The organism is Pantoea sp. Morm (assembly GCF_016643525.1).
Lineage (GTDB): Bacteria > Pseudomonadota > Gammaproteobacteria > Enterobacterales > Enterobacteriaceae > Pantoea > Pantoea dispersa.
In genome coordinates this window covers 1-15,902 of the sequence record NZ_VOQX01000094.1, presented here as the reverse complement: position 1 = coordinate 15,902, position 15,902 = coordinate 1, and the positions used below count along the sequence as shown (strand labels likewise).

Genomic DNA, 15,902 nt, shown 5'->3' with positions numbered 1-15,902 from the left:
TCACAGTCAGCAGAGACTAAACAGCGTTGCCAGACAGCTCAACGAAAGACCGAGAAAAACGCTAGAATATGAATCACCCGCAGAACGGTTCAATAAGTGTGTTGCGTCCATCAGTTGAACTCACAGCACAAAGCGGACAAAATCTGATAAACATTCGTCAATAAGGTCTAATGAACTAAGCAATTATATATCTTGTATTTTTAGAAAAATTATAAGCCTAGCCATCCCCGGACTCAGTGAATCTGGTGTTTTATAACAAATGCAGATTTGCCGGCGTGCCCAATGATCGGTAAGCGGTAGTATGTGGTAATGAAATTTTTTGCTGAGTCGTTCAGCCACTGATACAGGAAGGATACCCACTCCGATACCGCTACTGACCATCTCACACATCCCTTCAAAACCGCTCATTCTGATACGATAGCTCAGTAAGTGGCCAAGTTCTCTGGCATGTCCGCTGACATGGTCCTGCAGTGCATTACCGGGATATAAACCAATAAAAGGCTCACCCAATGCGTCAGCCAGTGAGACGTTTTCTCTACGCCCAAGCGCGTGGGAGGAGGGAACGATTAGCGCGAGGCTGTCATCTGCAACTGGCTCAAGCGTGAGATTATGTGCATCAACTGCATCAGTGACGAGTCCCGCTTCAACAGTACCGTTGTTGATACTGTTGATGATATCCGCGCTGGATTTTTCTTCCAGTTCAATCACTACACCCGGATTATCTGAAAGCCATCTTGCAAGCCTGACGGGCAGAAATTCTGCCATCGCAGAAGTGTTCGCATATAACCGAACTTTTTCTCTTACTCCTTTAACGTAAGCACTCAGTTCAGCTCTGAGATGCTCCTGCCGGGACAGTAATTCACGGGCATGGCAGATGAGGATCTCACCCGCTTCAGTAAGACTCACGCCTCTCGGATGACGGTTAAAAATCCTTGCCCCGATATCTTCTTCTATGCATCTCAGCCTCTCACTCGCTGAGCCAGTGGCCAGGCAGACGTGCCGGGCACCATGAGTAATGCTTCCCGCCTCAGCAATACAGACGACGAGTTTTAGGTCAGAAAGATCCAGTCGCATAAAGGTCTCTAAATCAGCCTTCGGAATATCCGAAGCATGAAGTGCTTTAACCAGATTGTCCATTGACCATATGGATGTTTGAATCACTAAAATTTTTCGGCATGGAAGATATTGTGAACGAGCAACTTTATATCTATTTTTTCATCATTTTTATGTTTGCCGGTTTCGTTAAAGGCGTAACAGGAATGGGATTGCCGACAGTTGCGATGGGCTTACTTGGCTTGCTTATGACACCTCAGGCTGCTGCGGCTCTGCTGATTATCCCTTCTTTTGTGACCAACGTGGTTCAGCTTTTTGCTGGTCCTTCCGCTCTGATGATTGTCCGCCGTCTTTGGCTGATGATGCTGCTTATTTTAACCGGAACCATAGCAGCTTCTCCGCTTATCATCAGCACAGACCCGGCATGGTCAGCTTTCGGTCTGGGAGGCGCTTTAATCGTGTATGCGGCGTTTGCACTGGTATCACCTCCATTTGCGGTCTCTCTGACGATGGAGAGATGGCTTTCACCTGTTATTGGCGGCATAACAGGCTTAGTGACCGGTGCAACAGGTGTTTTTGTTATGCCGGCAGTTCCATTCCTCCAGTCGCTTCGTTTTAGTAAAGATGAACTGGTACAGGCGCTGGGACTCTCATTTACAGTTTCTACTGTGGCACTGTCAGTGGCACTTTATCTTCATGACGCATATGTGACAGAGCAGTTCTCACTGTCATTGACGTCCGCACTTCCGGCCCTGTGTGGGGTATGGCTGGGGCAAAAATTGCGTTTACATATCAGCACCAGTCTCTTCAGAAGGTGTTTTCTTCTGTTCCTGATGGTGCTGGGAGTTGAGCTTGTTTGTCGCCCCTTTATCTGACTTTCAGGTGAGCTTTTAGTGACCTTACGGAACCCTAATTGAAATTGACCTGAGTCTGATGTGAGTTTTTAGGTTGAGCGTTAAAATCGGGTAAGGATTCAGTTTATGAGCACGATAGATGTAGGTTTCACACATGTAGCTTTAGTCGTCCGTGATTTAGACAAGAGTATTGATTTTTATATACGCTACGCCGGTCTGAGTGTCATTCATTCGCGCGAGCCTGAAGTACCTGATGCGCGAAGAGTGGCCTGGTTAAGCGATCGCACCCGACCATTTGCGCTGGTTCTGGTTCAGGCAGACAACGTAACCGATACACCTCTGGGGAGGTTTGGTCATTTAGGTGTAGCCTGCGCCAGCCGCCAGGAAATAGACCTTAAAACAGAGACTGCACGGGCAGAAGGTGTGCTGCGCAAAGAGCCTGAAGATGCCGGCGATCCGGTCGGCTATTTTGCTTTTTTCGCTGATCCCGACGGTAACACCCTGGAACTTTCATCAGGCCAGCGAGTTGGACTTGAGGCCGGTAACATCGAACCTGCACAGCAGATTAATTGAAGCGGTCACTTGATTTAAGTTGATGAGGAGATAAAGGGTATGGGGATGCAATTATCTGGCGGATGTTTATGCCGGTTTATCAGATTTACAGCGGTCAACCCTTTGTCCTGTCATTCCTGCTCCTGCGATATATGCCAGAAGCATTCAGGCTGCCAGACGGCAGTATGGCTTGAATTCCGTTCGTCAGATGTAGAATGGACTGGCGAAGGGGGAATGCCTTCCTTATTTCGCTCATCCGCGGCTTCCTCCCGGGCATTTTGCGCCAGATGCGGGAGTTCAGTCGGCGCTATAGATGACAATCCGGTAGTTGCTTTACTGAGCGGCATTTTTGACGACGGAGCAAGTGTCCAGCTTTCGCCCCAATCGCATTCATTTCAGGACATGAAACCTGAATGGTGGAGAAAACTCATGCCTGATGTGTTGGATGAGTAAATAAATGCCGGGAACTGGTATCCCTGTTACTACATTTATTTTAGAGCAGGATTTATGAAAGTCATTATCAGAACAGCTCAACTCTCTGACGTTGAATATATTTTCGATGTCAGAACCTCGGTTAACGAAAATCATTTAAGCCGGGAAGAAATGAGGCAGATGGGGATAACTGACAGCGTTGTTGCCGGAATGATTACACAACAGCAATGCGCATGGGTTGCAATCATTGACGAAAAAATTGTTGGATTCTCAATGATTTTACCAGATAAGGGCTGCCTTTTTGCTGCCTTTGTAATGCCAGAATATGAAGGCAGAGGTGTTGGCCGTAGCCTTGTTGAGCGGGCTGAACAAGAACTGTTTAAAAACAATGATACCATCTGGCTTGAAACTGACATAAAAAGTCGTGCGGCAGAGTTTTACAGACGACTGGGTTGGGTAAAAAAAGAAAATGTCAGCAAATCTGATATTAGATTAGAAAAGTGCCGATAAGATTAAATTTAAGGTACCATACTTCGGTGTCCGCTTTTGGCACAAAGCGGTCCGTTTTACCCTTCTGGTTTTAGGGGCAACCTTTTAAGAGCCAGTTCAATTTTTTCCGCGTCCTGTTCCACAATGGCTCTCTCATCTGGTGTGAGCGGAACTTCCTCAAAGTAACATCTGACATAAGCTTAGCTTTCCAATATCAGCCCACGCGCGCTGTCTTTGAGCAGATTAAAATTACAGCCAATGCAGGCCATCTGGTGCTGATAGGTGCTCCAGAAGGGATTCGAGCAGTACGAATAGCCTAGGTCATAATACGTTGCAGGTCCCGTCAGGCTGGCGGCTTCGGGATCGTGATCAATCAGCACGCTTATCATGTGCGCGATCCTGTCTGCCTTTATAAATGAAACGGCATGCTGTGTCGGGCAAATACGCAGATAACGCATTGTGGACTGAGGCGTTGAATGCTCCGTCCATTACATTAGTTCGTACAGTGATATGCCCTGCGGGAAGCTGTCCAGCGCGGTCACCGCTGAGGCCCGTCCCCGGTGACTGGTTATCGTCCCGCCGCTGTCTTGCAAAGGGACACCCGCACGCTTGCAAAACATCGGTATTACAGTGCGGTTGAGTATAGCGGCGCCGGCAGTCTTACCGCGATGCTGAAACAGCAATCGGACTTTCTCACCGGTCCGCTCATCGGCGAGCAAAGCATGGTCTGCCGGACGTTCATCCAGCCAGAGGGCGTTTAATAAATTGTAACCGTACCGGCACTTCGCCCCGTTAAATCAGGCGCTTCCTGGTAAATAAAAGTGCGTTGGGCGCTAAGCTTATCACGTGTGTTACTCCTCGTGCCAACACCAGTGTGAAGTATTGCAATAGCTGACGTGCTATCAGGATCCAACATCGCCGGCCTCAGACCGGAAGTGCTTACTCCTGTTGCTCCCGGGCCATCCGCCCGGGATTTTTTTATCCACTTTTTTCCTGTTTTTTATCCCCGAACAGTTCACGGCGGCCCGATTTAAATAAAAAACCCACCGGGAGGTGGGTAAGTCAGAAAGCTCAGTGTAGGAGATAGCGCTTAACGGTTTCCGGGTCTGTGCCCACCGTTTTAAGAGCTTTCACCAGCTTATCCTGCGTAGTCTGTAAAGTGAGCATCCAGTATGTAATCTGCCATTGTTCATTTATCACAATGATCTTTTTATCTTCCGGCTCGCGGCGGTGAAAAATGTAACTCATCAAAACCCCGGATTAAGGACAAAACGGCTTATTTGCTGTGTGACGCAGACGAAGAATGGCACTGAAACTGAGAGGATTAAAATTGAAATGACTGACCGTAATGAGCAAAAATTTTTATCAAAAAAAAAGCCCACTTAATGAGTATCAGTGGGCCTGTTTTGTTCACGCCGGAACAACGCTCTCTCGCAGAGGTGGGGTTAAGCACTGCTAATGTAGCACGCCAATTTAGCATTGAATTGCCTAATCCGTAACCCTATAATTTACAAAGATTATTATTTAAGATTAGGCCGCTTGCCTTCGGAATGTTCTCATCCAGAAACCCCCGGATGTAAGTCCGATAACTTTTCTGCTTAAATTTCATCAGCAATTGATTAGCAGGCCTCATGCCTTATTTCGCCCGATTTTGTCGAAACGGCCGGATTTGCGGCAAAACTTTGGGATTATCGCCATTCCTTCAGCCCTTTGTGTCGAAAGACGTCAGCTGTTTACGCAGAAAATGTGACACCACGTCCTGAGGGGGCTGAATGCCACACGCTTTGATAAGCCAGCTCACCGCGCCGCGGTGTCGCGTACCATGCAGTATCACCTGCTCGATAAGGCTGAGGGGGCTTGTCTGCGCCATCTTTTCGTCTCTGCGCTGATAAATGATGGGGCGATCCCAGGCTTCCGCCGTCATGCAGGCCGCATATTCAATGAACCAGCAGGAGCAGGCCAGCATGCACGGCATAAGTACTGCTTGCTCAGGCGGCCTGCGCGGTCTGATATTCGGCCGGGATGGCGCTTCCCCCTTCAGGTTGGCACGAATGAGCATGTCAGTGGCGTGCATGTGGTACATGAGCCTGAGCATCTCACGGTGTTCAGCGCGGAAACGGCGCGCGTCCGTTTCGGCAATGGCGCTGAGCATCCCGGCATCCATCCAGTGCTTATATCTCAGTAACGTCAGGGCGGTAACTCTTTGCATAATTTTTCCAGAGCGTCAGCACGTCCGGCATAGCGGTAGCGTGAAGTACGCATTTTTTAATCCGGTGTGGACTGAGACTGACAATCCGGAGCTTATCGCTGCCAGTCTTTTCTGCGGCATAAGGATTTCAGGCTGAGAATTCACATTCACACCTTAATGCAATGCACAGGATATACCTTCCATACCGGCGGCGGGGCAGGGTGATGCCTCCGGTAAGTGCCTGCAGGTGAGTAAGGGCGGTGAGGCGCATCAGAGTGTAGTCGTCTGAGGGGATTGCGACAGCCCGGTGAAAAAATTCTGGCAGGGCCAGGTATTCACAGCTAAGGTCCGACCACGAGTTACGTACTGCCTGATTGTACGGATGTGAATAAAACAGCTCATTGCGACGGTGAGTCATGTAGTTTGCGCACAAAGTCTGCCGGGCGGGATTGCTTATTGTGGTTGGCTCTCGGTGCTATTCGTTCAGGATATTGCGTACAGGGTTCGAAGTTTTAAAAGAGAATGTATTGCATAGATACATAAGGCCGGGTAAGCCTGCTGCATGTTGAAAGAAAATATTCCATGCGCATTTGCCAAAAACATGATTTATCAAAAAATTTTGACACGCCTTCTATTCTGTCTATAGTTATTTCCGGTCCGGAACTCCTCCGGATTTGGGTGTAATGGAAACTGAATCTTTTCCCGGGGACCGTCCCGGGATTTTTTTCCAGACCTGGCGATTTGTCCTGATTTTTTCGCTTCGCAGCTGTCCGGAAGCAGTGGCCAGTGCGGAACACTGGTAGTGTCGAGGTGATATTATCTGGCTTCAGAACAAGTGCTTACTGGTCCAAAATGGGCTGGTTTTTCCGCTTCCCCCATTGACCTGACTAATCAGAACAACCTGGCCGCCATCGGGCTTTTTCTCAGCATAATCATTTCAGTTAATTCCTTCTCTTTGTCCGTCAATTGGCGAGCATTGATAACCAGAATCACATTCTTCCAAATGTATCCGGTAGTTTTATGAAAAATAAATTCATGTTTTTTGATTCAATGGGTGCAGCAGTAGATAACGTCCTGCTTCACTATTTTTTGTGATGTCAGAAAACAAAGCCGACTGGCTGCTATGCTATGAACACGGTGAATCCCCCTGTGCGGAGGGGCTAAGCCACAGGGTACACGATAGACTGAAGCGATTCGGATTGTGGCTTTTCTGAATCACCGGGAGGCACCCGGCACCGTAACTTTTACTGAAGAATGAAGAGGCGCTACGGAGGTGGCCATACTCTGGATGGAACAGGGGCTGTATCTCAGGGTGGAAGAGCTGCCCGGCGGGCCGCGGCCGCTGCCGCTGCTGAGCGGGTTCAGCCTCACGACGGCCTACAGGGCGCTGGGATGCTTTAATCCTTCGGAAACGTCTGACGCGTATTTCATTCTTTCCAATGACCGAGACGAGGTCTGGTTTATCTGTAACCGGCATCTGCGAACCGTTGTTATGCGCCATGACTGCACGGCATTCCGTTTGCCGCTCTCTTCCCTGGACGAACGTTTCGTGACCGGTGAACGCCCGGTGTTACCCCTCAGGCTCAGCGATTAAACAGCATTCTGAGAAGAACCTTCAGGTGTTCTCTCTCGGCCTCATCGTCGGCACCGTCGAGGCGCCCTATCAGTTTCAGGCACAAGGCGGTGCGCGTCAGCCGCCGCTCCTGACGCAGGATTTCAACGGTGATGCGGCCCAGCAGCTCAATCTGGCAGGGGTGAGTGACCTGGCTGAAATAGCTGGTCAGCCCGGCTTCTTTTTCCGGCGGTAGTCCGTCCTGTCGCATCAAATACCCGTGCGTAGTGAATGAGGTCGGGCGCAAAGTAACCGATGCACAGGCGCGTGTACAGCAGTAATCCTGCGGTGCTCTATCTTTTAAACAGCACCACGCATTATTGCAGACAATTCAGCGGTATAAATTAACGCTCCGGTTATCAGGGAGGCTAAGTGAACAGAAAAGTAACGGCGGACGACAGCATGCCCATTACCCTGCCCGACACCAGCTTCAGCCAGGTGCTGAATCCGGAAGACACCAACCGGGCCGATACCCGCGCCTTTCTTGCCCGGGACGCAGAGCCTTTTACGCTGCCCGGGTTTGTGACGCCGTTTGGCTACACCCTCTGGCAGAACAGAGCAGAGCGACAGTTCAGGCTGGTCACGCAGGAGCGTGATCCGGAGACCGTTTATGCGGTGCGGCTGGAGGAAACCGAAGACTTCACCTCGCCGGAGCGCGCCTGCATACAGGTTATGGTATGGCGCACCCGCCAGCCTCAGCATGAGGGGGCGGTGCACGGCCTGGCGCGGCGTTTTTTCTGCCATTTTCTGCATCGCTGGTCGATCATCATTACCGACAGCGCGCAGACCAACGCGGCAAAAGTGATGTGGGAGGGGATGGTGGCCTGGGCGCTGCGCGACCCGGAGCACTTCGTGTACGTGTGGGACGGCACAGGTGAATCGGGCTGTCTGCACCCGGTGCGCAGCTGGCTGGCGTTCTGCGGCCACTGGGCCGCCTTCTGCTGGGGCGCGGAGCCTGAAAGCCATCTGCGGCGACGGGTTGTCATCAGCACGCACCCCCTGAACGCTGCGCAGAAGTAATACGAATGCGGCACGGCGCGCCTGCAGAACAACTCTCCACCGGAGGGTGTCACGCGCCGTTTCGCACACACAGCCTGGCGCATAATGCTCAAGTCGCAAGCGTGAGGGGCCAGCGGGCCCGCATTTCAGATTCAGCCACCCAGTATTGCGTGTCCGCCATCATGGTCCTGAAAAAAAGTTTCCTGAAGGCGGGCAGCCCTGTACAGACGTGCCACACTATAACCGTCTGAAATACAGGACAACTCTTATCTGAGGAAGACATCATGACAACAGCAAGACGCGGGGGAGCCGGAAATTTCGCGGCCGACCCGGCACGCGCCTCTGAAGCGGGCAGCAAAGGCGGCGCCGCCAGTGGCGGTAACTTCAAAAACTGTCCCGATCGCGCGCGCGAGGCCGGTCGTAAAGGCGGACTTATCAGCCGGCGGAGCCCAAAACCTGAAGTTTAAATAAAACCACACGGACGCGCGCCGGTACTAAATTTCATCCCGGCGCGCTCAATTAGGAAATATGTATTTCCTAATTATCTCTGATGTTAAAGGAGAATAACCACCAGGACTTTATCCCCTGACTTTTCTTATACACAGCGCATATTAACGGTCAGTACCCTGCAGTCTTATCATCCATGTTTTCAGGCCATGTTAAATCCTCTTCTGAGATTAAATCCCGAAACATTCACATGCTCAGGCTGCATCTCAGGATGAAAACGATTTCAGACTACTCATAAGTTTTATTCAGTATTTTCCGATATTTACCTCTGATAATCTGTCAGGCATCTGAATTCAGGGTGTTTTTTATTGCTGTGCGGCTGAGCGTAATTCTGACTGGCGGGATAATGCGCGGAAAATATTTAAACGGAACCGGTATTCAGTCCGTTAAGTGACTACACTGAGATACCATAATAAGGCGGAGGGAGAGCAGAGCATGCATGATAATGACCATGACCAGAACCAGCTGATTATTGGCGAGGCTGCGGTTCATCTGGCGATGAATAATGCGGACATTACCGTAGGCTCGCTTATCCGCGAGCTGGCTGAGATGGCTGCCGCCGAGAAAAATCCTGCGCGCTGCGTGCAGATTAGAGGGGCGAAACGCTGGCTCCGCGGGTTTGAGTCATTACCGGGTAACCGGGACGAGCTGAGATGGATTACCGCATCAGGCCGCGGCTCAGCGCACTGAAGACATCCCCCGTCTGTTCGGTGGCACCGGACAGGCTTCTTTCCTGTACCCCGGCCCCTGAGCTGAGCATGCTGTTCTGACTGTTGTACAACCCCTTCGTTAACCCGCTCATCATTCGCGCGCTGATACTCACCTAACTTACTGTTTAGTAACATCTAGCACTTTTTGCACAAAAATATAAGCTGTACAACAACACAATTGCTGTACAAGTTTAATTTGGTTGTATAACTTTACGGTCAGACAGAGCCGACTACATTTTAACCATTGAGAGGTTCACCATGCGTCAGAACGTTACGAAATTCCCGGACTCCGCCAGCGACATTGCGCATTACTTCAGCAAGGCGTCGGCACCAACCCAGCAGGAAACGCTGGGGCAGATTGTCGTAGAAATTCTGCGCGCAGGCAAGAACCTTAATCGTAAGGCCATCTGTACCAAACTGCTGCGCCGCCTTGAAGTGGCAGCGAATCAGGAAGAAGAGCGTCATTACCAGACGCTAATCGGCATGCTGTTTGAACGCTGAGTTACCCCGGTGTTATTAGGCGGGACCCGCAGCATGCATTCAGGACCGCCCGGAATGGCCGTCCTGCCATCCTGCCCGGAAGGCACGAACCGGAAGATGCGGGTATGAATAATAAAGATTTAACTCGTCTGGCCGACGTTGTGCTGGGCGAGGCGGTGGTCGCGCTGATGAGCAGCGAAGATGATATCAGCGCAGACGGCGTGGCACGCCAGCTTCGCGCTATGAACGGCGGCGAGACGAATCCGGAAAGGCGTGCAGCCATTGCCCTGGCGCTGGGCGAGGTGCAGAGCGAGTTTGTACAGTCGCGTGAGAGCCGCGACGCTGACGTGCTGGCATTCGGTGCCCTGACCGGCCCTGATGGCGGTAATCATAAGTAAACTGAAGAACGTATCTCCGACCAGTGCGGAGAGTGGCAGGACGCCCGCAGGACGCGGCTACCCGGGAGGTGGCCGTTTTTTATTTCAGGCACTGAGCCTGCCACTTTTGCCCACAGGGCCTGACGGATAACATCATGCAGCTTAAAGAACATCACACCACCGCCGAAGCCGATATCATCCAGCACTTCCGCAGCGGCGGCGACGCGCTGGCCGCCGAGACCGCCGTGCTGGACGCCGTCATCCGCGACATCGTTATTCACGGCAAAAAGGTCACCAGCAAAGCGATCATTCTTTATCTTATCGCCGAGCTCGAGAGCACTTCAGACGTGGTCCAGCTGGACGTGCTGCGCAGCGCCCTGGAAATTGTGGTGGGCAAAACGCCTGACGACGAAGGCTTCTGATATTAATTCTGCTGCGCAGTATGCGCAGATGCCACAGCAGCCGGAGAGTCAAATCCTCCCTGTGAAGCCCACACGGAGCAGCTGACGGCGGCGGCGAGGGTTACGGCAATCCAGACTTTCACAGGCATCTCCCGGTTGAAAAGGTTTACACTTCTCAGTGTGGCACGTCACCGTCATTGCGCGAGGAGTGATCGTCAGAACGGGAGGAGTCTGAAGGTCAGTGCATCTGCTGAGCCAGCAGCCTGACGGCGCGTTCGCAGCTTTCGCGCATCCCGGCATCGCCTGCCGCTTCGCCCATGCTGTGCAGGGCGCTGGTGATTTCGTGAAGGGTGAGGTACTGGTCCGGCTTAAGAAGGCGCGCCACGACCGTTCCGATAACGGCGTAGATATCTTCGGCGGTGGTGTCATCATTCATATGACCTCCGTCCGTAAGGTGGATAAGTATACAGTATATCAGAAAGGCGACCCCGGGGATACGGCAGCGCCCCGGGTGACTTCAGTGAAGCTTCTGCGCTGACATACCGTCAGTGCCGTGCACCCCGGTCTTTTCAGCGGCGCGAATCTGCATTTCCCGCCGGACTTCCTCAATAGCGCGCAGACCGGCGCGGATCCGATCTTCATCCGTTGCATTTTCAATGGCCGACCGCAGGCGATCCGTGAGGGCCGCCCAGCTGATGGCCGCGTCCTCATTCAGCAGCGCCGTAACGGCCTCGCCAATCATGATGTCGGCCATTTTTTCTTCAAAGTCATTTTTCATGGGGTTATCCGGCAGCAGGTTTCGGGCGCAGAGCTTACCACAGCGCAGCTGGCCCGAACATTCACAAGGGGGCGAGATCCTGCAAAACTTTTGCGCTGCAGCGTCAGCGCTGTCCGGCAGAGGCATGCTGTCCTGAAAATACCTTACTCCGGCGCCGGTAATTTCTTTCTGCGGCCGCGCTGCTTTGCTGCGGGCGGGGCGGTTTCCGCCCCCGGTGAGGGCTTCTCCAGGCGGTACAGGCAGACGTCGCCGCGCTCCGCCAGACTCGCCGGCCAGATCATGGCCGCGTTCCCGTCCTCCACATACAGCTCGCCCAGCGGCTGTACCACGGCCCAGGGCGCGCCCAGCGTGCGGCGCAGCTGCAGGATCTCCTGCGCCATCGCGACGGCCTCCGCGTCATGGCTGTCCGGATCGCCGGCGATGTGACGGAGCCTGTTTTCGCTGAGCATGGTTGCCTCTCCTGTGTGTTATTGCCTGTTGCACTGATAGCCCACCGGCAGATTGCCGGATATCTCCTGCTGGCGCATGCTGCAGTTATCTCCGGTGCTGAAAACAGGGAGATTACGAAACCTTTACGCTTAATAACTCGCTGACGGCTTGCAGAGTTCGCAACCCATTCTACACTGGGCGGACCAGTGAAAAGAGTACCGATTTTAAAACAATAAGAGGAAAAAAAATGATTTTAAGTGAGTTTATGCTGAAGGTGAACCGCTGGCCTGACATGCATTTCACAGCAATTGAAAGCGAGCAGCGCGAGGCCGTCATCGAGATTTATGCCCTCGACTTCTCAAACCAGACCAAAAGCCGGCTGCTGATTTACCGCACGCCGGACGCGCAGCATGCGGCGGCCATGATGACGCATTTCCGCACCTGGCTTGAAAAGGCCAACCGCGGCAGAACCCTGCGGCAGGAAAAGGCTGATGTGCCCGCGGCCGTTATGGCCACGCAGCTTCCGCCTCACCGTGCCGCGTCCTGTTAATCATACGGGGCCCGGGGGCCCCTGTTCTGTTCCGGCTCCTCAGACGGCCTCGCGGGTTTCCGGCCAGGCCACGGCCGCGCCCTCTGCGGTGAACAGCGAGCCCTGAAAGTCAGTGACCCCTGCCGCCTCCAGCCACATCCACTCTTCCGGCTGCTCGACGCCCGCCGCGATGACGTTAATCTCCAGGGCAGAACAGCAGCGCAGCACCGCGTGCACCACCGCCTGGCGGGGTCCGCTGCGGTGAATATTGCGCACGATCGCGGCCCCGATGCGTACGCGGTCCGGCTGGACGTGCGCCAGCAGAGACAGCCCGGCGGAGCCGTCACCGAAGTTATCAACAGAGAGGCTGATGCCGGCCTGCTTCAGCTGCCGCACCGCTGCGGAAAATGCTTCCAGCTGAGAAATCACCTCCGTCTCGCTGACGCCCAGTATGATTTGCTGCGGCACCAGTTCAGCGCTGTCGATGGCGCGGACAATCTGACCAACGGCATCCGGAACGGATACCAGCGTCCCGGGCAGAATGCTGAGGTAGAGCATCATGTCGTCAGGGCATGACCTGCCGGCTCTGTGCAGCGCCCCGGTGACCGCAGCGAGATTATGTACGTACATCGCATCGCCGGAGAGCCCCTCCGGCGCATCATCGGGTATGGCCTCAAGGGCCGTGACCTCACGGCCGAGCGGGTCGACCACCGGGCGGAAGGTCACGCCCGCGGCGGGGGCCGGTGACCCGTTCTCATCCGGCACAAAGTCCCAGTAGTCGGCGGGCAGAACCTCAAAGTAGTTTTCTTTCTCCCGGGCCTCCACGAAGGTTCGCAGAAACTGCAGGCCGCGATCGTCATAGGTCAGGCGGTACTTAGAGGTGCCGCGGTCAAGCACCGCCTGCAGCACGCTGCCGCGGGGGTGATGGCGCAGATCGAACAGCTCCATGCCGTGGTTGCCGAAGCGCCGCGACGGCGAGTAGTCGCGCATCAGCTCAACCACGTTGTGGTGACGCCGGTCGGCGCAGATGCGGCCGTAGATGTCCAGCACGCCCTGTTCCGGGCCCTCCAGGATCTGGAAGAAGTGCGTGCCGTTAAACAGCAGGATGCCCGTCACCTGGTGGCGGGCGTTGAGCAGGCTGGCCTTCTTCACCATGTCCGGCAGAATGCTGACGGGTACGTCATCGGCCAGGTGGCTCCGGTAAATTATGGTTGTAAGCATTTCAGGCTCCGTATTGCCGCAGATTGTCACGGGCACCATAGCAGCCGGCCGCGCTTTCTCAAACCGGACCGGTAGCCGGGTCTGGCTCGTACCGGAGCTTTACGGGTCAGCGCAGGCTGCACCGCGCAGAGGTATCAGCGGGCAGGTATCAGAATGCTACCTGTGAAACCTCAGAAAGAACGGTGACGACCTTATGCGACGGCTGTCAGCGCATCAGCGTTGCTGACCAGCCGCCGGTCGTCGCCGGTCAGCATAATGGCCTCACCGCGCTCCAGGCTCAGGCGGAAGTGGTCGCGCATCGCTGCACTGATGCCGTTACCGCACCACATCAGGTGATGGTCGTGGCGCCTCAGGGCGCTCGCAGGGATGCCGCTGCATGCATCATTAACCTCCACCCTGAACCCCTGGCCCGTCAGCCGGATGGCTTCCATCCAGATTTCCGTGCTGTCCGTGACGCTGACCGCCTCCAGAAACAGGGGAATGGCGGCACGCCTCGCTGACGCCGAAGCCATCAGGCTCCACTGCGCCAGTACGGCCGCATGGAAGCGCCCCTGTCGTTCCGTGGCGCCTTCACTGGCGTCGCTGCGCAGCCACAGATTGAGCGGCCGCAGGTAGCGGTTGACGAAGTCATCGGTACAGTAGTCCGTGGCCATCATGCGCATTTCCCGGCGCACGTCGTCATCGGTGTGGCGGTGGAGCAGCTGCAGCATATCCTCCTCGCGGAACGTCCAGCCGCCCCTGAGCGCCAGCCCCGGCCAGCGCAGCGTCGCGTGAATGTCAAACAGCGTATTGCCTCCGGCGGTCAGGTCCAGCACGCGCAGCGCACACGCCAGCTGGGCGTCCGAGTACCCTTCTTTTGAGGGCGGGGAGATAAGGCCTGCCCGCCGCCAGCGTCGCAGGGTTTCAGGCAGTACGCCCACGATACCGCAGACGGTATCAGTTGTATGGAACGGCATAAATTGCGTCCGTGAGGGGAGAAAGCCTGTCTGGCAGGGCCGGAGGTTTAACTGCGCGGGCTTGAGAGGAACTCGTCGCGCGGAGAGACTCATTACCACACTACCTGATATAAATTATTACGGATACGGCTAATTTCAGAATAAACTCCGGGCGCTTTCACCATCCGCGACTACAGTGTGACGTGAGGCTGTCATCAACGTGAAACGGAGGTAGTAAATTTGTCTATTCAACACGACGGGAAAGGGCACGTCATTATTGGCGAGGCGGCACTGAGCCTGGCGCTGGGCGAAAAGGAAATAAGCGTGCATTCGCTTATTGCCGAGCTCGGACACATGGCGGAGGCCGGCGGCAGCGATAACCGGCTCACTGAAATATCCGAAGCCAGAAGCTGGCTGAAGAGCTTCCATGAGCCGGAGCAGGCCGTCCGGCACGTGCCGTACCTGCAGACCCTTGCGGGCCTGAACGACGAGAAGAACTGACGCCAAAGGACGTAGTCCGGCTCTGGCCGGAAGACGACGATGAAGATGACCTCAGCGGTCGCGCTCAGGCGTGTACCGGCCGGAGAACCTGTCAGGGACGACGCTCTCCGCTTATCCCGCGCTTAAATCGCATCAGAAATTAATTCCTTCGTTATATATCCGGGCATACATTGCTCCTTTTATCATGGAAGGAGGCCGCTTATGTGGCAGTTTTATTATCTGCTGAGAATGGAGCAGCAGGACCAGCTGCACGTGAAGGGCTGCGTGTGCCTTGAGGACCACCCGGAGCGTCAGTTCCTGGGCTCGGCCGTGAACTACCGGCACGCGTATCAGATTGCGTCACAGCAGCTGAAGATGCGGGCCTGCATCTGCCGCCTGTGCGTGGACGACAGCATGACTGAAGCGCGGGACGCCTCGCTTTCACCGCCCGCGTAATGAGCGGTTTTTACGCTTAAGTCACAGACCGGATATTTGTTCACCTTCCGGTACCGTCACGCGACTAAACTTAACGTTACCCGATACAGGGTGACGGAGGTAACCATGGCTGACCGTAACGATAAAAATGTGAAGGATGGCAAAGACGCCGACCACAGCAAGCTGCCCGCGGGCAACAAAAAAGACACCAGGGACAGCGATACCATGAAGCAGAAGGGTGGAAAATAGCATGTCTGACCAGCCGATGCCTGACGATGCGACCCCGCTGCCGGACCACGAGCCGGCGCCCGGTCATGAAGATGAGGTACCGGGCGGCGACAGAGACATCCCGCCCGACCGGGGCGCCACCCCGCTGATTTAACCGCCTCCGGGCGGTTTTTTCTGGTGCTTATATCTGCGCGCCGCTTATCGCGATACACT

Annotated in this window: 25 protein-coding genes and 1 pseudogene; 16 read left to right on the top strand and 10 right to left on the bottom strand. The window is 54.3% G+C overall.

The features are described 5' to 3' along the window. Positions 1 to 183 precede the first annotated feature (183 nt). Positions 184 to 1,137, bottom strand: a complete 954-nt coding sequence (locus tag FT726_RS22480) for a LysR family transcriptional regulator (protein ID WP_346303469.1) — start codon at positions 1,135 to 1,137, stop codon at positions 184 to 186. Between the two features lie 11 nt (positions 1,138 to 1,148). Between FT726_RS22480 and FT726_RS22475 the strand changes: the two genes are divergently transcribed. The 4 genes from FT726_RS22475 (at position 1,149) to FT726_RS22460 (ending at position 3,401) form a co-directional block, all read left to right on the top strand. Next, a complete protein-coding gene (locus FT726_RS22475) occupies positions 1,149 to 1,928 on the top strand; it encodes a sulfite exporter TauE/SafE family protein (RefSeq protein WP_407075084.1) in 780 nt (259 codons plus the stop codon). Between the two features lie 105 nt (positions 1,929 to 2,033). Then, on the top strand, positions 2,034 to 2,480 hold the full coding sequence (locus FT726_RS22470; RefSeq protein ID WP_346303468.1) for a VOC family protein: 447 nt from the start codon (positions 2,034 to 2,036) through the stop codon (positions 2,478 to 2,480). Between the two features lie 39 nt (positions 2,481 to 2,519). Next, positions 2,520 to 2,912, top strand: a complete 393-nt coding sequence (locus tag FT726_RS22465) for a GFA family protein (RefSeq protein WP_072017030.1) — start codon at positions 2,520 to 2,522, stop codon at positions 2,910 to 2,912. Positions 2,913 to 2,966: 54 nt separating this feature from the next. After that, positions 2,967 to 3,401 (top strand): GNAT family N-acetyltransferase, encoded by a 435-nt coding sequence (locus tag FT726_RS22460; RefSeq protein ID WP_034828042.1) that lies wholly within the window; start codon positions 2,967 to 2,969, stop codon positions 3,399 to 3,401. 56 nt (positions 3,402 to 3,457) lie between these two features. Here FT726_RS22460 and FT726_RS22455 read toward each other — a convergent pair. The 3 genes and pseudogenes from FT726_RS22455 to FT726_RS22445 all read right to left on the bottom strand — a co-directional run. Further along, positions 3,458 to 4,132, bottom strand: a pseudogene (locus FT726_RS22455) (integrase); the annotation flags it as partial. 319 nt (positions 4,133 to 4,451) lie between these two features. After that, the gene (locus tag FT726_RS22450; RefSeq protein ID WP_072050593.1) at positions 4,452 to 4,628 is read right to left on the bottom strand and encodes a DUF3606 domain-containing protein; all 177 of its coding nucleotides are present in this window, start codon (positions 4,626 to 4,628) and stop codon (positions 4,452 to 4,454) included. A 454-nt stretch (positions 4,629 to 5,082) separates the two neighbouring features. Next, complete coding sequence (locus FT726_RS22445) at positions 5,083 to 5,589, bottom strand: DinB family protein (protein ID WP_346303467.1); 507 nt, start codon at positions 5,587 to 5,589, stop codon at positions 5,083 to 5,085. A 1,258-nt stretch (positions 5,590 to 6,847) separates the two neighbouring features. On the opposite strand from FT726_RS22445, the gene FT726_RS22440 reads away from it, so the two are divergent. After that, entirely contained in the window at positions 6,848 to 7,162 is a 315-nt protein-coding gene (locus tag FT726_RS22440) for a hypothetical protein (protein WP_167141669.1), read from the top strand. Here FT726_RS22440 and FT726_RS22435 read toward each other — a convergent pair. After that, positions 7,152 to 7,391, bottom strand: coding sequence for a biofilm development regulator YmgB/AriR family protein (locus FT726_RS22435; RefSeq protein ID WP_346303466.1), 240 nt, complete (start codon positions 7,389 to 7,391; stop codon positions 7,152 to 7,154). The genes FT726_RS22440 and FT726_RS22435 overlap by 11 nt on opposite strands. Before the next feature lie 161 nt (positions 7,392 to 7,552). Between FT726_RS22435 and FT726_RS22430 the strand changes: the two genes are divergently transcribed. From FT726_RS22430 to FT726_RS22405, 6 genes are all read left to right on the top strand, one after another. Beyond that, positions 7,553 to 8,200 carry a hypothetical protein gene (locus FT726_RS22430; protein WP_346303465.1) on the top strand — a complete coding sequence of 216 codons (648 nt, stop codon included), beginning with the start codon at positions 7,553 to 7,555 and terminating at the stop codon, positions 8,198 to 8,200. Positions 8,201 to 8,463: 263 nt separating this feature from the next. Next, positions 8,464 to 8,646, top strand: a complete 183-nt coding sequence (locus FT726_RS22425) for a general stress protein (protein ID WP_045816983.1) — start codon at positions 8,464 to 8,466, stop codon at positions 8,644 to 8,646. A 475-nt stretch (positions 8,647 to 9,121) separates the two neighbouring features. Then, a complete protein-coding gene (locus FT726_RS22420) occupies positions 9,122 to 9,376 on the top strand; it encodes a hypothetical protein (RefSeq protein WP_346303464.1) in 255 nt (84 codons plus the stop codon). A gap of 278 nt (positions 9,377 to 9,654) precedes the next feature. Further along, positions 9,655 to 9,897 carry a regulatory protein YcgZ gene (gene ycgZ, locus FT726_RS22415; protein ID WP_039328007.1) on the top strand — a complete coding sequence of 81 codons (243 nt, stop codon included), beginning with the start codon at positions 9,655 to 9,657 and terminating at the stop codon, positions 9,895 to 9,897. A 104-nt stretch (positions 9,898 to 10,001) separates the two neighbouring features. Continuing rightward, the gene (locus FT726_RS22410) at positions 10,002 to 10,274 is read left to right on the top strand and encodes a hypothetical protein (protein WP_034831305.1); all 273 of its coding nucleotides are present in this window, start codon (positions 10,002 to 10,004) and stop codon (positions 10,272 to 10,274) included. A 134-nt stretch (positions 10,275 to 10,408) separates the two neighbouring features. Next, a complete protein-coding gene (locus FT726_RS22405; protein ID WP_346303463.1) occupies positions 10,409 to 10,675 on the top strand; it encodes a biofilm/acid-resistance regulator YmgB/AriR in 267 nt (88 codons plus the stop codon). Between the two features lie 217 nt (positions 10,676 to 10,892). Here the strand turns inward: FT726_RS22405 and FT726_RS22400 are convergent, their stop codons facing one another. The 3 genes from FT726_RS22400 to FT726_RS22390 all read right to left on the bottom strand — a co-directional run bounded on the left by FT726_RS22400 (position 10,893) and on the right by FT726_RS22390 (position 11,881). Beyond that, positions 10,893 to 11,090 carry a hypothetical protein gene (locus FT726_RS22400; RefSeq protein ID WP_034830958.1) on the bottom strand — a complete coding sequence of 66 codons (198 nt, stop codon included), beginning with the start codon at positions 11,088 to 11,090 and terminating at the stop codon, positions 10,893 to 10,895. An 81-nt stretch (positions 11,091 to 11,171) separates the two neighbouring features. Then, entirely contained in the window at positions 11,172 to 11,432 is a 261-nt protein-coding gene (locus FT726_RS22395) for a hypothetical protein (protein ID WP_346303462.1), read from the bottom strand. Positions 11,433 to 11,575: 143 nt separating this feature from the next. Then, on the bottom strand, positions 11,576 to 11,881 hold the full coding sequence (locus FT726_RS22390; protein WP_346303461.1) for a hypothetical protein: 306 nt from the start codon (positions 11,879 to 11,881) through the stop codon (positions 11,576 to 11,578). A gap of 227 nt (positions 11,882 to 12,108) precedes the next feature. On the opposite strand from FT726_RS22390, the gene FT726_RS22385 reads away from it, so the two are divergent. Then, positions 12,109 to 12,411 (top strand): hypothetical protein, encoded by a 303-nt coding sequence (locus FT726_RS22385; protein WP_052127596.1) that lies wholly within the window; start codon positions 12,109 to 12,111, stop codon positions 12,409 to 12,411. A gap of 39 nt (positions 12,412 to 12,450) precedes the next feature. On the opposite strand, the gene FT726_RS22380 is transcribed toward FT726_RS22385, so the two are convergent. Beyond that, positions 12,451 to 13,611: a diguanylate phosphodiesterase gene (locus tag FT726_RS22380; RefSeq protein ID WP_346303460.1), complete on the bottom strand. Its 1,161-nt coding sequence runs from the start codon at positions 13,609 to 13,611 to the stop codon at positions 12,451 to 12,453. 191 nt (positions 13,612 to 13,802) lie between these two features. Beyond that, on the bottom strand, positions 13,803 to 14,567 hold the full coding sequence (locus FT726_RS22375) for a MerR family transcriptional regulator (protein WP_346303459.1): 765 nt from the start codon (positions 14,565 to 14,567) through the stop codon (positions 13,803 to 13,805). Positions 14,568 to 14,786: 219 nt separating this feature from the next. On the opposite strand from FT726_RS22375, the gene FT726_RS22370 reads away from it, so the two are divergent. The 4 genes from FT726_RS22370 (at position 14,787) to FT726_RS22355 (ending at position 15,843) form a co-directional block, all read left to right on the top strand. Next, positions 14,787 to 15,047: a hypothetical protein gene (locus FT726_RS22370; protein WP_100701725.1), complete on the top strand. Its 261-nt coding sequence runs from the start codon at positions 14,787 to 14,789 to the stop codon at positions 15,045 to 15,047. Positions 15,048 to 15,248: 201 nt separating this feature from the next. Beyond that, positions 15,249 to 15,482, top strand: a complete 234-nt coding sequence (locus tag FT726_RS22365) for a hypothetical protein (protein WP_167144124.1) — start codon at positions 15,249 to 15,251, stop codon at positions 15,480 to 15,482. A gap of 105 nt (positions 15,483 to 15,587) precedes the next feature. Beyond that, complete coding sequence (locus FT726_RS22360; RefSeq protein WP_254919502.1) at positions 15,588 to 15,710, top strand: hypothetical protein; 123 nt, start codon at positions 15,588 to 15,590, stop codon at positions 15,708 to 15,710. Next, complete coding sequence (locus FT726_RS22355; RefSeq protein WP_346303458.1) at positions 15,700 to 15,843, top strand: hypothetical protein; 144 nt, start codon at positions 15,700 to 15,702, stop codon at positions 15,841 to 15,843. Before FT726_RS22360 ends, FT726_RS22355 begins: the two co-directional genes overlap by 11 nt. The last annotated feature ends 59 nt before the right edge of the window (positions 15,844 to 15,902 follow it).

Coding starts and splice junctions, on each gene's coding strand:
- FT726_RS22480 (WP_346303469.1), bottom strand. CDS start 1,137: ATGGACAATCTGGTTAAAGCACTTCATGCTTCGGATATTCCGAAGGCT.
- FT726_RS22475 (WP_407075084.1), top strand. CDS start 1,149: ATGTTTGAATCACTAAAATTTTTCGGCATGGAAGATATTGTGAACGAG.
- FT726_RS22470 (WP_346303468.1), top strand. CDS start 2,034: ATGAGCACGATAGATGTAGGTTTCACACATGTAGCTTTAGTCGTCCGT.
- FT726_RS22465 (WP_072017030.1), top strand. CDS start 2,520: ATGGGGATGCAATTATCTGGCGGATGTTTATGCCGGTTTATCAGATTT.
- FT726_RS22460 (WP_034828042.1), top strand. CDS start 2,967: ATGAAAGTCATTATCAGAACAGCTCAACTCTCTGACGTTGAATATATT.
- FT726_RS22450 (WP_072050593.1), bottom strand. CDS start 4,628: ATGAGTTACATTTTTCACCGCCGCGAGCCGGAAGATAAAAAGATCATT.
- FT726_RS22445 (WP_346303467.1), bottom strand. CDS start 5,589: ATGCAAAGAGTTACCGCCCTGACGTTACTGAGATATAAGCACTGGATG.
- FT726_RS22435 (WP_346303466.1), bottom strand. CDS start 7,391: ATGCGACAGGACGGACTACCGCCGGAAAAAGAAGCCGGGCTGACCAGC.
- FT726_RS22425 (WP_045816983.1), top strand. CDS start 8,464: ATGACAACAGCAAGACGCGGGGGAGCCGGAAATTTCGCGGCCGACCCG.
- FT726_RS22420 (WP_346303464.1), top strand. CDS start 9,122: ATGCATGATAATGACCATGACCAGAACCAGCTGATTATTGGCGAGGCT.
- ycgZ (WP_039328007.1), top strand. CDS start 9,655: ATGCGTCAGAACGTTACGAAATTCCCGGACTCCGCCAGCGACATTGCG.
- FT726_RS22410 (WP_034831305.1), top strand. CDS start 10,002: ATGAATAATAAAGATTTAACTCGTCTGGCCGACGTTGTGCTGGGCGAG.
- FT726_RS22405 (WP_346303463.1), top strand. CDS start 10,409: ATGCAGCTTAAAGAACATCACACCACCGCCGAAGCCGATATCATCCAG.
- FT726_RS22400 (WP_034830958.1), bottom strand. CDS start 11,090: ATGAATGATGACACCACCGCCGAAGATATCTACGCCGTTATCGGAACG.
- FT726_RS22395 (WP_346303462.1), bottom strand. CDS start 11,432: ATGAAAAATGACTTTGAAGAAAAAATGGCCGACATCATGATTGGCGAG.
- FT726_RS22390 (WP_346303461.1), bottom strand. CDS start 11,881: ATGCTCAGCGAAAACAGGCTCCGTCACATCGCCGGCGATCCGGACAGC.
- FT726_RS22385 (WP_052127596.1), top strand. CDS start 12,109: ATGATTTTAAGTGAGTTTATGCTGAAGGTGAACCGCTGGCCTGACATG.
- FT726_RS22380 (WP_346303460.1), bottom strand. CDS start 13,611: ATGCTTACAACCATAATTTACCGGAGCCACCTGGCCGATGACGTACCC.
- FT726_RS22375 (WP_346303459.1), bottom strand. CDS start 14,567: ATGCCGTTCCATACAACTGATACCGTCTGCGGTATCGTGGGCGTACTG.
- FT726_RS22365 (WP_167144124.1), top strand. CDS start 15,249: ATGTGGCAGTTTTATTATCTGCTGAGAATGGAGCAGCAGGACCAGCTG.
- FT726_RS22360 (WP_254919502.1), top strand. CDS start 15,588: ATGGCTGACCGTAACGATAAAAATGTGAAGGATGGCAAAGACGCCGAC.